The organism is Scrofimicrobium sp. R131 (assembly GCF_040256745.1).
Classification (GTDB): Bacteria; Actinomycetota; Actinomycetes; order Actinomycetales; family Actinomycetaceae; genus Scrofimicrobium; species Scrofimicrobium appendicitidis.
This window is the reverse complement of sequence record NZ_CP138335.1, coordinates 1,623,199-1,636,745: the sequence shown is the minus strand read 5'-3', so window position 1 is coordinate 1,636,745 and position 13,547 is coordinate 1,623,199. Positions and strand designations below refer to the sequence as shown.

The following is a 13,547-nucleotide window of genomic DNA, read 5'->3' as shown; positions in this document are numbered from 1 at the left end:
CTCAACTGTACGCGGGCCCAGTTTCGTTTTCGAAAGGGTAGACCTTCGCTATCGAAGATTATTGCTGCCGATAGGAGATTTGATTGCTGGCTCTTTAGCCGAAACGTAGTCTCAGAATTGACAACCAGCGTTGGATGTCAGGTGCCTTAGAGAGCCCCAGAGTAGACAGCGTAGACACAAAAGGAGTTAAGGAATGAACAAGCGAATTGGGCTGCTTGGAGGAGCAGCCGCAGCCACACTTCTCCTAGCCGGCTGTGCCGGAGGAGCCGCTCCCAGCTCGGAATCTAGTGATGGTGCTCAGTCCAGTAGTGACGCTGGCACCGTTACTTTCCGCTCGTGGAGCCCCATTGAACAGACAACCCGCCAAATGATCGCCGCCTTCGAAGATGCGAACCCCGGATCCAAGATTGATGCGACTATCTTCAACTATCCCGAGTACCTGGTGGATCTCCAGACTCGAGCTAGCTCAAACACCTTCCCTGACATTGTCGGCCTGCAGCCGGGAGCCCTCACCCAGCAGTACCGTAATAACCTTTTGCCCTTGCAGGACTGCGCGGCCGAGGTTTGGGGAGATGATTGGCAAGACAAGTTCTACCCGATTGGCTTGGAGCAGGCTCGAGCTGGGAACCCTGAAGGCGACGATAACTTCTACTCTCTCCCGATCCTGGTTCAGTCTGTGAACCTGTGGGCCAATAGCGAGATTTTTGAGGAAACCGGACAGAAGATTCCTCAAACTTGGGATGAGCTGGCCTCGTTCGTTGCAGACACGAAGGGGGGAGATTTCGCTCCGTTCATGCTTCCTGCCAAAGATGGCTGGCTGCGAAATGTGGTCTTTTTGCAGATTGCTAACAATATAGCGCCGGGATTGGTCTACGAGGCAGAAGCCGGGACCGCCAAATGGACGGAGCCCGAACTGGTCGAGGCCTTGACCTACTGGCAGAAGCTCTTCACAGACGGAATTGCTCAGGATGGGGCGTTGGGTCTTGATTCCTACCCCACCGGTGCGAACCAGTTTGAAGCCGGAAACGCTGCGATTATTCCGCTTGGTGCCTGGTGGATTCAACAATCTGACCCGACCAAGGATCAGAGCACCATCCCGCCTCTCTCCTTGGGAATGGAGGGATATGAGCCGTTCTTGTTCCCGACGATTCCAGGCGGTTCCGCTGAACCACAACTGGTTGGGGGCATCGATGTCTCACTTGGGATTTCCAAAGACACAAAGAACCCCGACCTTGCCTGCAAGGTTTTGACGGACTGGATTGCTGGAGCCGGTGCGCAGAAACTGGTCAACACCATGAATGACCTGCCGGCTGTTCAGGGCATGGCTCCTGAGGAGTTCACTTCGGATAAGCAGAAAGAGATCTGGGACCTCTTCGTCAACGACTGGATGCCGAAAGTCAAATACTCGCGATACTTCAACGATCCCAAACTGGACCAGGCAGTCGCCGACAATCTCGCTGCAATTGCAGCTGGGCAGTTGACACCGGAACAGGGTGCCGAAGCGATCCAGAAGGTGCAGGACGCAATCAGCGCCGGGTGAGTCCAATAAGCGACCCTCCGTGAACACAGCTGGGGTCGGTCAGCGAACCGACCCCAGCTTCACAGAAAGGAAATGTTGCTTGTGAAGACGGCAAAGAAGCTGCCAAGCAGCGCAAAGAAACACCGGTACCAATTTTCGGGCCTACTCTTCTTACTCCCGGCCCTGCTCCTGTTCGTCGGGTTCGTTGTGTACCCCATTGTTTACAACAATCAGGCGAGCCTCCTCCACTGGGACGGGGTGAACCCCGGTACCTCAGCCGGCCTTGCCAACTATGCCGAGCTGTTTAAGGATCCAGTGTTCCTGACTACCCTTCGAAATTCTCTCTTGTGGATTCCGCTGACCATCATCCCGCAGGCGCTCATGGGTTTTCTCCTTGCGGTTGCTTTGGACCAGAAGCTGGCAGGCAGCACCGCCTACCGGGCGTTGTTCTTTGTCCCGGCAATTCTCTCTCCAGTGGTGGTTGGCATTGTTTGGCAGCGCATCATGGACCCGTTCAATGGCGTCTTAGCCTCACTGGGCCACACGTTGGGTTTGAAGAACCTGAATTTCGACTTCCTCGGAAACCCTAAGACGGCGATATTCGCGGTCATCTTCGTAAATGTCTGGATGTGGACCGGTTTCTCGATGCTGTTTTATCTCGCCGGCCTGCAACTGATCGACAAGAGCGTGCTGGAGGCAGCCAAGATCGACGGTGCTACTGGCTTTCAAACGATTATGCGGATCACCTTCCCCCTGCTGAAGACAACCCATCTCTCGTTGCTCTTGCTGGGCATCATTGGCTCGTTGAAGACTTTTGAGCTGATCTACGTGATGACGCAAGGAGGTCCTGCTCACGCGTCTGAAATGCTCCCCACCTATGCATTTCAACAGGCCTTCCAACTGCAGAATGTTGGCTATGCCTCAGCGATATCGATGGTCCTGATTGTGATTGCTGTTGCTGCCTCCCTGCTGATGGTCCGGGTCTTTGGTTCCGGCTTCCTGACAGGAGATGACAAATGAGTATGCCTCGCCTTGACCGGCGCGAAGCGCGTCGGCTCGCTCGCAGCGGATCGCACCTGGAGCGAAAAAAGAACTGGCTACACGCCATCCTGGTTCCGCTTGCGTTGCTATGGATGGTGCCCCTCATCATGGTTGTGGGACTGTCCCTGATGCCTTCAAACAATCCCAAGACCACTTTCTTTGGGATCCTGCCTGAGGCGCCATCGATCTCTAACTACGGACTGGTCTTCCGAGAGAATCCGATCTTTCTCCACCTGCTGAACTCAACCCTGATAGCGCTTCCATCGGTGATCATTGTGGTCTTCGTCGGTGCGATGGCCGCCTTTGCTTTGGCTCGGCTCCGTATCCCAGTCAAAGCGCTGTTCTTCGGAATCTTGATCTTGGGATTAGTGCTTCCCATGTCAGGAATCGTAGTTGCCGTTTTCAAGATCCTGCAGACCATCGGACTATACGACAACCTACTTGGATTGGTGCTGGTCTACTCTGCCCTAGGTTTACCGTTTGCCGTTATTATCATTCGTACTTCATTTCTGGCGATCCCGGAGGACACGTACGAGGCGGCAGTGGTTGATGGGGCTAGCCCGTGGACCATTTTCTGGCGGGTTTACTTTCCGTTGGCCAAGCCAGCCATTTCCGTGGTTGTGATCTGGCAGCTGATGATGTCCTGGAACGATTTCCTGCTACCCCTGGTGTCCATCTCGAACAACAACCTCAAGCCCCTTACCTTGGTGCCGATGGCCTATCGAGGGCTGTTCTTGAGCCAGCCTGGAGCTCTGTTTGCGGTGCTGGTCCTGATCTCACTTCCCGTGATCATCGTCTTCATCTTCCTGCAGAAATACCTGGTGAACGGTCTGGCGGGAGCGATCAAATGAGCCTGATCGGGGTGGATCTGGGAACCAGTGGAGTCAGGGTTGCGGCCTTCGACGAGTCTGGCATTGAGCTGGTGAGTTCCACCGCGGGGCTAACGCTCCATCGGAGCGGAAGTCAAGTTGAACTCCGAACCGAAGATGTGCTGAACGCTGTAGATCACTGTCTGGCTGAGGTTGTGTCTCAGGTGCCAGCCAGCGCTATCTCGTTTTCCACACAAGGGGAGGCCTTTGTCTGTCTGGCCGAACCAGAAAGTGTTCCAGTCAGCCTCGACCGCCGAGGTGAGGTCGTCGGTTTGGAGGGCTTTCAGGAAATCACCGGTCAGCCGGTTCACCCGATGTTCTCTATCTTTAAGATGCTGACGATGCCGGGACCTGGGTTTGAGACTCTTGACTCCTATGTGGCTCGGCATCTGGGGGTGGAGTCACCAGTGACTGACTATTCCATGGCTGCTCGGACTGGTTGCTGGGATGTGAATCGCCGATCCTGGCAAGCCGATTGGGTGCGGGGTTGGGACCTGCCTGAGGTAGTTGCTCCGGGAACCGTAATTGGCAAGACACGGCAGAATGTTCCGTTGGTTGCCGGTGCCCACGACCAAGCCGCTGCCTACTTGGGAGCTGGTGGAAAAGTGGGGTGCGCCAGCGCGTTTTCGCTGGGCACTTCCGACTGTCTGACAGTAGGCACCAAGAGCCGCCCGAAATTGCAGCTCCCGACGGGGGCCGCCACCTATCCGCTGGCTGATGACCTCTGGATTACGCTGGCTGGCACCGCAGCTGGTGGATGGTCCCTCCAATGGTTGGCCGGGCTGGTCCACTCCTCAGTGTCCGAACTAGTAGAGACCGGAGTCGACGAGCCAAGCGGGCTTCTGGTGCTTCCATATCTGGCTGGTTCTGGGACTCTGGACAACGATCCGGGAGCAACTGGCGTGGTGGTAGGGCTGACGTTGGCGACCACTGCGAGACAGTTGGGGCAAGGCTTCCTGGAGGCCACTGGATATGAGCTTGCGAAAATCAAGGACGCTCTTGACCACCTGGAGCCTGGGGCCGTTAGGGCGGTTGGTGCCGGCTCGCTGGACCGGAACAGTCTGCAGGTACGTTCAAATGCGGCCGGGGTATCGCTTGATGCGGTCGACTCAATGGCGTCTGCACGTGGAGCAGCCTTTCTGGCCGGAGTGGGATTGGGAATCTACCCCTCCCTTCATGATCTTCCTTCGGTTGATGCCGACACGTCGGTGCACCCGAGGAACCAAACCTGGTACGCGCAGCAGCGACAGCACTACGCGGACCTATATCAGACGACGCGGTCCCTGGTACCGACGTTCAAACAAAACAAATAGGAGAAATCATGACCGATTTTGATCTGGAAGCCGCAAAGCAGGAGATCCTGGACTATTGCCTTCGCTCGATGGACTATGGATTGAACTTCAACACCCAGGGCAACATTAGTATCCGTGTCCCGGGTGACGAGGAGCGGTATCTAATCACTCCAACCGATCTCGAGTACGATCTGATGTCGGCCGACGACATGGTGTTGGTGGATGGGGACTGCAACGTAATTGAAGGCAAACATGGACCTTCCTCAGAAGTCACGGTGCACGTTGCCACCTATCGCCGTCGGCCGGATGTCCATGCCATCGTGCACACAGAGCCGGTTTATACCAACGTCTGGGGTGTGATTGGTGAACCGATTCAGGGCGCCTTGGTGAACATGGTGATCTATACGAAGGGTGAAGTGCCGATCATGCCGTTCGCGCTGAGCAACAACTCGGCATTCGGCGATGCCATGTGCGATGTGATGGGAGACCTTAATGCTGTCGTGTGGGCCAACCATGGCCTACTAACCGTTGGGCCGGATCTTCGCACTGCCTTCAAGACTAGTGTCGCGGTTGAGTCATCGGCGAAAGTCATGACCATGGCCAGAGGGATCACCCAGTTCCCCATTGTTCTGGATTACCAGACTTTGGGCATCACCGAATCCCTCTAGGAGGAATCATGACTCTGGTAACCCTGCATCATCTCCTGGCCCAGGCAGAAGCTGGAGGCTATGCCGTTGGCGCGTTCAATGTGTCGGATCTGAACCAGGCCTATGCGGTCATGACTGCGGCCAAGCAGCAGAAATCTCCGGTAATAGTTCAGGCCATAGCCGGCGTGCACCCCTATGAGAGTGAGTCTTGGTGGTGGCGGCGGCTCCGGGAGCTGTTAGTCAGTTTTCCCGAGGTGGAGGTGGCACTTCATCTGGACCATGGCCGAACCTTGGAGGATTGCCGGCGAGCCATTGATGCGGGGTTCACCAGTGTCATGATTGATGCGAGTCGCGTAGTCGGCACGGACGAGCCATCCAGTTTTCCAGACAATGTGGCTCGTACTGCTGCTGTCGTGAAGCTGGCTCATGAACTTGGGGTGTCGGTGGAAGGAGAGCTGGGCACCGTGGGCGGGGCCGAGGCCACGGGGGCAACTCTCGAGGGATTGATTTACGCTGATCCGGAGCAAGCGGCAGAGTTCGTTGAGCTCACAGGGGTGGATGCGTTGGCGGTGGCGGTTGGAACGAGCCACGGGTCGGTCAAGTTCACCACCCCAGATGCCAAAGCGGCATTGAAGATCGACCTGATCAAGCAAATCAAGAGTCGCCTTCCCAACACGTTCTTGGTGTTGCATGGAAGCTCCTCGATCCCAGCCGCAGCGGTTGAAATAATAAACGCGAATGGTGGCAATCTTCCTGCTTCCTACGGCATTGCTCCCGCCCAAAAGGCGCAAGCGGTTCAGTCAGGCATTAGGAAGATCAACCAAGGAACAGATTCCCATCTGGTCTGGGTGGCCGCCCTGCGTCAACATTTGGCCGATGACCCTATCACCGTTGAGCCGAGTGTAATCATCGGGGCGGCACTGACGGGAATGATCGAAATGGTGGCAATGAGAATGAGGGAGTTCGGGAGCGCCGGAAGGTCCAGCTAAACCTGAAGCACATTGAGCCCACCGGCTCGCAGACGGGCAACTTCTGCTGCGTCTGCGAGCTTGGTGGTAATCAAGAGGTCAAAGTCGCCTATGTCGGCAATTCGGGTGTTGCTCACCGTGCCGATTTTGGTGCTGTCAGCCACCAGGATCTTGCGTGATGCCGCACGGAGCATGGCTCGCTTCATCTCAGCTTCCGGCATCTTCATGTTTGTCACCCCGTGCTCAGCGGTGACTCCGTTACAGCCCACGATTGCGATGTCAGCCCGTACCTCGCCGAACAGGAGATCCCCAAATGGGTTGACCAGAGAATGCTGATTCGGTCTGAGGGTTCCCCCGGTCATAAGCACAGTGATTCGAGGAAAACAGAGCTCCAGCTCCACTGCAATCGGGAGAGCATTGGTCACAACCAGGACGTCATCAACATCCGTTTTTTCCACCAGGGCCCGACTGACAGCGTTTGTTGTTGAGCCTGCGTCGAGCATGACAATCTGACTCGACTTGACTAAACCGGCGGCCTCAAGCCCGATTGCGGCTTTTTCCTCAGGGGCTTCGGCGCTAGCTCGCTCAAACGTCCGCTCTTCTGCGCGGCGATCTCCTGCCGGTAGCGCGCCGCCGTGGATTCGGATGAGGTGTCCTTCATTTGCCAGTGCATCCAGGTCTAGCCGCACCGTCACCTCGGATATTCCAAATCTATGAGCTAGCGCGGTCACTCGAACAAACCCATTCACTTCGGCCAAGGCAAGGATTTGACGGCGACGGAGTGAGGGAGGAAGGTATCTGTCCCGGATATCCATGGCCCCCCGTTCGTCGTTGAATAATTACGATCATAACACCGGCTCCAGCTGGGACTTTAAGCTGAGCAAACGCGAAGGTGGCCCCGGAATCACTTCCGGGGCCACCCAGCTACCTAACTAATCGGTTACCCGATCCGCCGGCGCCGATAGAACAGGGTTCCTGCTCCAATCAGGGCCGCGGCCAGCACCACGAGGCCAGCGATGGCCCCGCCGGTGACCGGCAGGTCTTCCTCCCCGGGTGCGGGGGGAGTGACCGGCGATTCGCCCTGCTTCAGCGTCCGTACTTTCAGTGCAGAGGACGGGTCAGATTGACCGGCCTCGTTGACCGCCTGCACGGTGATCGTGTACTCGGTGTCAGCCTTCAGGCTGCTCAGCACGATCGAAGGATCGGACGTCTCCGCAGTGAAGGTGCTCTGCGGGGCCCCGCCGGCCGAGTAGGTGACAACGTACTTGGCTGCCTCCTCGACCGGGTCCCACTTGAGCGCGATGCTGGAAGCGGTCACCTTGGTGGCCACCACCCCGGTCGGGGCAGCGGGCGCCTCGGGCTCAACCACGGGCTTTTCCGTGGTCGTGGCCGTCACCGGATCGCAATCTTCCGACTCGCCATACTGGTTCGAAGCCCGAACGGTGATCTGGTACTCGGTCGATTCGGTCAGGTTCGTCAGGACCACGGTGGTGTCACTGGTCGTGATGGTCTGACCATTGAAGGTGACCACGTACTCTTCCGCGTCCGCCACCGGATCCCAGGAGACGGTGATCGAGTCGTAGGTGACTCCATCGACGGTCAGTCCCAGGGGTGCTTCCGGTGCGTCGGGAGTGCACGCGTCGGGATCGGTCGCAGGCCGCTCCGACGGCTCGAAGCCGCTGACCTCGTCCTGCGGGACGCCGAAGACGCGCAGCTCTGCGGCTGAGCTGAAGCCCTGGCCGTTCCAAGCCGACAGGGATGCCAACCGGACATACTTGGTGGTGACCTCGTCAAAGTTCACTACCTGCAGGTCCGGGGAGCTTTCCTGCCACTGGCCGGAAGCAACCGTGGTCCAGTCCATGCCGTTGTCAGAGACCTGGATCTCGTAATCCTTGATCCGCCCGTTGGCCCCGCCACTTTGCCGGTTCATGTACCCGTAGCCATCAATCTGGGTGGGGTTATTGAACTCGAAGGTGGCGTAGTGCGGATGCGCGGACGGGGTCCAGTTCGTGTGCCAGATGGTGGAAGTGTCCCCATCCAGGGCGTAGTGAATCGGACCTTCGCCACCCGACCCGGGCTGCTCGGAGGAAGCCGTCGCCTTGATCGACTGCGCCGGAATGGCCGCGCGAGTGGTGAGCTTGCCGCCGAACTGACCGGTCAGGTGCCGGTCGATGCAGTCAACGGCGTAATCGGTGGTGAATCCAAGCGTGTAGGTCTCCGCCTCAATCGGGGTCACCAACCAGACGGTCTCAACGGTCTCACCCGGAGCCACCGAATCGAACAGGTTTCCGCCCTGCTCCTTGACTTCAACCTTCCAGCCTTCCGGCACGTCGGTCAGCTGCATGGCGACGTTGGTGGCGGTCTTCTTCTCCAAGTTGGTGAAGGAGGTGGTCACCTCGTTCGCGTGGCCGATCGTCAGGTCGCCGGGAGCCCGGCCCTCGGTGGACCCGCAGGCAGGAGCATCGGAGGACACGCCCAGGTCTTCGACCAGGAAGTCATCCAGCACGAAGTCGGCCCCGGACAAACCGAAGGCGCGGTTCAGGCCCACGAAGGTGGTATCACCACAGCCGGCCACGAACTCGTGCTCGAACCGGGTGGTGTCGAGCGCCTGCTGGATCGGAATCCGCTGGTAGATGGTGGACGAGCCGTCAGCCAACTCGTCCTTCCCCAGGACCCATTCGTAGGTGTCCGAGTGGGTGGCCTGGTAGGAGAAGGAGACCCGGTACTGGTGACCGGCCAGGAAGTCGACCGTGGCCGGAGTGGTCCGGTAGTTGAGCCCGTTGTAGTCCTCGTGAGACTTCAGCGAGCGGGTGCCCGAGACCACGTCGTCCACCGCGATTCCGTTCAGGGAACCGGAGTTGTACGGGGTGTGGGTGTTCTTCCATTCCTTCTGCGTGTACGGATCGTGCAGGATCGACTTGGACAGGCGCGCGTCGGAGAGTCCGCCGGAACCGCCTCGGACGAACGGACCGTAGCCGACCCGGTTGTCCTCGAAGTCCCAGAACAGGTCCGAGTCGTCCGAATCCACCAGGGAATCCAGCGGCTCCTCACCGAACTGGTCGGTCAGGTTCTTGAGCTCGATCAACCGGACGTTGTCGACCACCACCCGGGCAGAACCGGAGGGGGAGGACAGCAGCAGCTCCACCTCGCCGTTGGCCGGAGCGGTGAACTTCACTCCCATCCGCTGCAGGAAGGAGCCGTTCTTCGGATCGGATCCAACCGTGTTCCGGGCCGGGGTGACGTTGATCGTGCGCGAGGCGTCACCGGCTGAGAGGGTGAAGTCTCGCTTGGCTTCCGGCCCAACTTGGACCATGGCTTCCACCCAGTATTCCTTCCCGGGGGTGAGCCCGGTCAGGGTCTGGCTCAGGGAGCTGGCCGCCTCGCCGAAGTGAGCTTCGCCGTCGCCCTTGGCGTCATGGCCGCGCACCGCGTCGCCGGTCGGGTTCCAGACGGACAGATCCTCGCTGTTGAAGCCCGGATCCTGCAGGCCGGAATACTGTCCGTAATCAACGTCGGCGTAGGGGGCGGTCCCGCCGGCGGGTACCACCACGTAGGGGGTGTTGGCCTCGCCGCTGATGGTCAGGGTGCTGCCGTCGCTGGCGATGGTGCCCACCGACTCGCGCCCCGTCTCCGTCAGCTGGTAGACGTCGAAGGAAGAGACGCCGGCAAAGGCGTCCACCAGGTCAAAGGTGTGCGACCCGCCGGAAGCGGAGAAGAAGTACATCTTGTCCGCGTTGACCGGGCTGCTCTGCCGGTTGGCATCGAGCTCGGACCAGGGCAGCAGGTAGGAGTCACCGCGCAGCACCTCGGCGCCGTTTTGGGTGATGACTCGCTCGCCGCTGGCGGTGCTGATCTCCACCCCGTCGGCCAACTTGGCCTCGGTCCCCTGCTCCCAGCTCAGGACCGGGAAGTGCTGCAGGTACTTGGCGGGCAGGTTGGAGGTCCAGAGGCTCCGGTAGTAGTCGTTCCAGTCGGTCTTGCCGCCCCAACCTTCGAAGTTGTGCATGTCGACGCCGCCGAGGAGCGGATCGACGTTCCACACGTCGCGCTGGGTGTTGAACATGAAGCGGATCATCTGAGAGTTGATCCCCTTGTTGTCCGGCCCGCCGTAGTTCTTGTCGTTGGCCCAGTGCGACCAGATCGAGTTGCCCTCGAACGAGTAGGCCCATTCTGAAGCCAACTCAAATCCCTCGTCGGAGACATCGTTGGTCATCTGCTGCAGCTGTCCGGCCAGCGCTTCGGGAATCCACCCGGAGCTGTACCAAACGTCAATGTAGACGCCGTCCAGGTTCGGCACTTCGCGCCGCAACTGCTGGAAGCGATCCAGGACAAAACCCTGGCCCAAGTCGACGTTCTGGTTGATGATGTAGGCCTGGTTGAGCCAGTTCCAGCCCAAGCTGGCGCCATTGTTCGTCAGCAGGTCGTTGAACGAGCGGGCCTGCTGGTAGATCTCGGTGGCGTTGACGTGGACGGAGAAGTCCGCGTTGTAATCTTCCTTGCCGGTATCGATCAGCTGGTTCAGCGCATCCAGCCCGCCCGCGCCCTCATTGTAGTTTCCGGCGTAGTCGGTGTTGGCCGAGTCGTGGCCCTCGGAGGTGTACCCCTTCAGCAGGACGTACTGGCCGAGTCCGTCGGTGGCCAAAGCCAGCCGCTTGGTGTAATCCAGGGTGGTCAGGAACGGGTTGGTTCCCTCCGAGGCGATGTTGAACGGGATCCGGTGGACGACCCGCTCGGGCACGCGGTCAGCCCCCAGGGGAGCTTCGATCGCGTCCCGCAAGCTGATGGCGGCATCCTGCCAGTCAACCCGGGCGTCCTCATTCTGGTCGGCCGAAATCACCACGATGGCTTCGGGCAGCTCGTAGCGCTCAACCCGGGCATCGGTGGCAACCTTCGGGTTCCAGGTCCAGGTGCCAGCCTGAACTGTGGCCACGGTCGCCTCACCCGACTTCAGAATCTGGGTGTTGAGGCGCTGGTTGGTGTTGCTGGCGCCCTGCTGCACGGTCGAGTTGGAGTAGACCCCGGCCGCCAGCTCCGCCGTGGAGGCGAAGGCGTAGGGGGTGTTCACCGGGCTCGGGTCCAGTTCGGTCGAACCGGTGATGGGCAGGATCCGGTCCGCATTGGTCGTGGAGTCGGTGCTGATCCAGGTCCGCGCCAAGGTGGCGCCGGCCTGATCAGAGGCGACGGAGGCCAGGCGGTGGCCGGGAATAGCGATGGTCTGGACGTTGGCTTCGTCCGCTCCGGCGATTGAGTCGATCCGGAAGGTGACGACTCCGGACTCGTCGACCGTCACCGAGGAGGAGAGCGTCAGATCGGTCCAGTTGGGGTTATCGGTGGTGGAGGTCCAGGAGGCCCGGTTGCCGGCGACCCCGTCAAATACGGTGTTGAACTTGACCTTGCTCCCGTTCAGGGTGAAGGTGTCGAGCACCGATGGGTTGCCCTGGAGGGTGGCGTCACCGAGCTGGTAGTTGACCACCTGGGGGAACTCCTCGGCCACGTTTACGGTCAGGTCACCAACGGTGATCGGAGCCGGAGTGGCGGGGTTCTGAACGTCCTCTCCGCCAGTGGGATCGTCGTCAACCAGCGCGCTCACCTGGAGCATGGTCGCCCCGGGAGCATTGGCGTAGGTGGAGTAGGCCGCAAACAGCACGTAGCGTCCGGCCAGGGGAGCGTCGGTCAGCGGGATCTGGTGCCACTCCCGAATCCCGGCGGGCAGTTCGCCGGTGGCTGCCGGGTCGCCCCACAGCTCAAAGTTCCCCGGGTCACCGGCCACGGCCGAATCGTTGGAAACGTAGACCTCGTACTCCTTAACGGCGCCATTGGTCTGCTTTTGCCAGTAGTTGAGGGCAGTGAGATCGCGTTCCTTCCCCAAGTCGAAAGCGAGCCACTGCGGCCATCCTCCCTCCGGGACGATTTGGCCTTCAACGGTCGTGTACTTGGCGGACCACATGTGGTCTTGCCGATCGTTCAGGGCTGCGGCGCAGGTGCCGTCACCCTCGGAGCCGTAGGGTGCTTCACTGCTGCAACCCAGGAGGCTGTAGGAGGCGAACGGAATCAGCTCTTCCTCGTCAGCCAGGGGGGAGACATCAGGGTCTGCCTCAGGCGTCACGGTCGGTGTTGAGTCCCCGGTCTGGCCCGGGTCGGGAGTTGGGGTCGGGTCGAGCGGACCCGGGACCAAAGTTCCTCCGTCACCGGACTGAGCTTGGTCTAGAGGGTCGGGTTCTGCCCCGATGGCTGCCAGCGAACCCCAGGGGAGAAGTGAGGTTGCAAGCACCAGGGCCAGTCCCGCGCGGGTGATTTTAGTTCTGCGCATGGATGAGATTTCCCTTGTTTTCACGGCCGAGGCCATGGTTTGTAGATGGGTAACTGACACCGCGACGAAGCGCCACTGTGCCGAGATCGACGTTGAACAAAATTTCTCCGTGGCGCCGGTCACCCGGCACCTCTCCCAACCTAACATTGCGCAATCATGCAACGCAAGCACTCTTTTGAATCATTAATGATCAGGTGGGGCAGGTGTTGGGCAGGTTACACATCGGTTGGGACCGGGGTCCGGGGAGGTTCCGAGCTGGGGGAAGAGGGCTCTGAGTGGAGGTGGTGGCAGGGGCGGCTGCGGCAACGATGCGCAGTGCTGGCAAACGTGTGGTGGTTGACCCGATTAAGGGCTCCCGGGGGTGGTTTTGCCAGGATTCAGACATGTTAGCCAGTCGCTGGCGTTGGCAAAGGTATCCAACGGCTGGCAAACGTTGGGTGGTTGACCCGGTTTAGTCCCCGCGGCTCCAGGTTTGCCAGCAGTTGCACATGTTTGCCAACGTTCCGCACTGACAAGCGTGTTCGACGGCCGACAAACGTTGGGCGGCCGGTCCGGCTCGGCCAACAGCTCGGCCAGCAGCTCGATCCAAACCCGGTCCCGGACCTGGGCCGCGAGTGAGCCCGCACCCGGAGGAACAAAAAACCCCGGCTTTCGCCGGGGCTTAGAAGTGCGCCATGAGGGAATTGAACCCCCAACCCGCTGGTTAAGAGCCAGCTGCTCTGCCAATTGAGCTAATGGCGCGTCTTTCGACAAAGAAGACTTTAGTAGATGGGAGCGCCTTGGCGCAAACCCAAGAGCCGAATGTGTTGCAGCTAACCAGGGTAGTGGTCGAGCCCAGGACCGAAGGCTGCGCGCAAAGGCCGTTTTCGCGGCCGAAACCACCGGGGCCGCGGGCCGGGAA

Annotated in this window: 8 protein-coding genes and 1 tRNA gene; 6 read left to right on the top strand and 3 right to left on the bottom strand. The window is 59.7% G+C overall.

The annotated features are described in order from the left end of the window. Positions 1 to 367: 367 nt before the first annotated feature. The 6 genes from SAC06_RS07570 to SAC06_RS07545 all read left to right on the top strand — a co-directional run bounded on the left by SAC06_RS07570 (position 368) and on the right by SAC06_RS07545 (position 6,357). On the top strand, positions 368 to 1,540 hold the full coding sequence (locus tag SAC06_RS07570; protein WP_350257695.1) for an ABC transporter substrate-binding protein: 1,173 nt from the start codon (positions 368 to 370) through the stop codon (positions 1,538 to 1,540). Between the two features lie 81 nt (positions 1,541 to 1,621). Then, positions 1,622 to 2,539: a sugar ABC transporter permease gene (locus SAC06_RS07565; RefSeq protein WP_350257694.1), complete on the top strand. Its 918-nt coding sequence runs from the start codon at positions 1,622 to 1,624 to the stop codon at positions 2,537 to 2,539. Next, positions 2,536 to 3,411 (top strand): carbohydrate ABC transporter permease, encoded by an 876-nt coding sequence (locus SAC06_RS07560; protein WP_350257693.1) that lies wholly within the window; start codon positions 2,536 to 2,538, stop codon positions 3,409 to 3,411. The genes SAC06_RS07565 and SAC06_RS07560 overlap by 4 nt, the downstream gene beginning before the upstream one ends. After that, positions 3,408 to 4,742: an FGGY-family carbohydrate kinase gene (locus SAC06_RS07555; protein ID WP_350257692.1), complete on the top strand. Its 1,335-nt coding sequence runs from the start codon at positions 3,408 to 3,410 to the stop codon at positions 4,740 to 4,742. Before SAC06_RS07560 ends, SAC06_RS07555 begins: the two co-directional genes overlap by 4 nt. Positions 4,743 to 4,750: 8 nt before the next feature. Further along, entirely contained in the window at positions 4,751 to 5,389 is a 639-nt protein-coding gene (locus tag SAC06_RS07550; protein WP_350257691.1) for a class II aldolase/adducin family protein, read from the top strand. Between the two features lie 8 nt (positions 5,390 to 5,397). Next, the gene (locus SAC06_RS07545) at positions 5,398 to 6,357 is read left to right on the top strand and encodes a ketose-bisphosphate aldolase (protein WP_350257690.1); all 960 of its coding nucleotides are present in this window, start codon (positions 5,398 to 5,400) and stop codon (positions 6,355 to 6,357) included. On the opposite strand, the gene SAC06_RS07540 is transcribed toward SAC06_RS07545, so the two are convergent. From SAC06_RS07540 to SAC06_RS07530, 3 genes are all read right to left on the bottom strand, one after another. Next, positions 6,354 to 7,151 carry a DeoR/GlpR family DNA-binding transcription regulator gene (locus tag SAC06_RS07540; RefSeq protein ID WP_350257689.1) on the bottom strand — a complete coding sequence of 266 codons (798 nt, stop codon included), beginning with the start codon at positions 7,149 to 7,151 and terminating at the stop codon, positions 6,354 to 6,356. The two genes, SAC06_RS07545 and SAC06_RS07540, sit on opposite strands and share 4 nt — an antisense overlap. Positions 7,152 to 7,276: 125 nt before the next feature. Further along, positions 7,277 to 12,646 (bottom strand): endo-alpha-N-acetylgalactosaminidase family protein, encoded by a 5,370-nt coding sequence (locus SAC06_RS07535; RefSeq protein WP_350257688.1) that lies wholly within the window; start codon positions 12,644 to 12,646, stop codon positions 7,277 to 7,279. Between the two features lie 668 nt (positions 12,647 to 13,314). After that, positions 13,315 to 13,387: transfer RNA gene (locus SAC06_RS07530), tRNA-Lys, on the bottom strand. Positions 13,388 to 13,547: the final 160 nt, after the last annotated feature.

Bases quoted from the DNA above. Each gene is read 5' to 3' on its own strand.
- SAC06_RS07535 (WP_350257688.1), bottom strand. From the start codon at position 12,646: ATGCGCAGAACTAAAATCACCCGCGCGGGACTGGCCCTGGTGCTTGCA.
- SAC06_RS07550 (WP_350257691.1), top strand. From the start codon at position 4,751: ATGACCGATTTTGATCTGGAAGCCGCAAAGCAGGAGATCCTGGACTAT.
- SAC06_RS07560 (WP_350257693.1), top strand. From the start codon at position 2,536: ATGAGTATGCCTCGCCTTGACCGGCGCGAAGCGCGTCGGCTCGCTCGC.
- SAC06_RS07555 (WP_350257692.1), top strand. From the start codon at position 3,408: ATGAGCCTGATCGGGGTGGATCTGGGAACCAGTGGAGTCAGGGTTGCG.
- SAC06_RS07540 (WP_350257689.1), bottom strand. From the start codon at position 7,151: ATGGATATCCGGGACAGATACCTTCCTCCCTCACTCCGTCGCCGTCAA.
- SAC06_RS07570 (WP_350257695.1), top strand. From the start codon at position 368: ATGATCGCCGCCTTCGAAGATGCGAACCCCGGATCCAAGATTGATGCG.
- SAC06_RS07545 (WP_350257690.1), top strand. From the start codon at position 5,398: ATGACTCTGGTAACCCTGCATCATCTCCTGGCCCAGGCAGAAGCTGGA.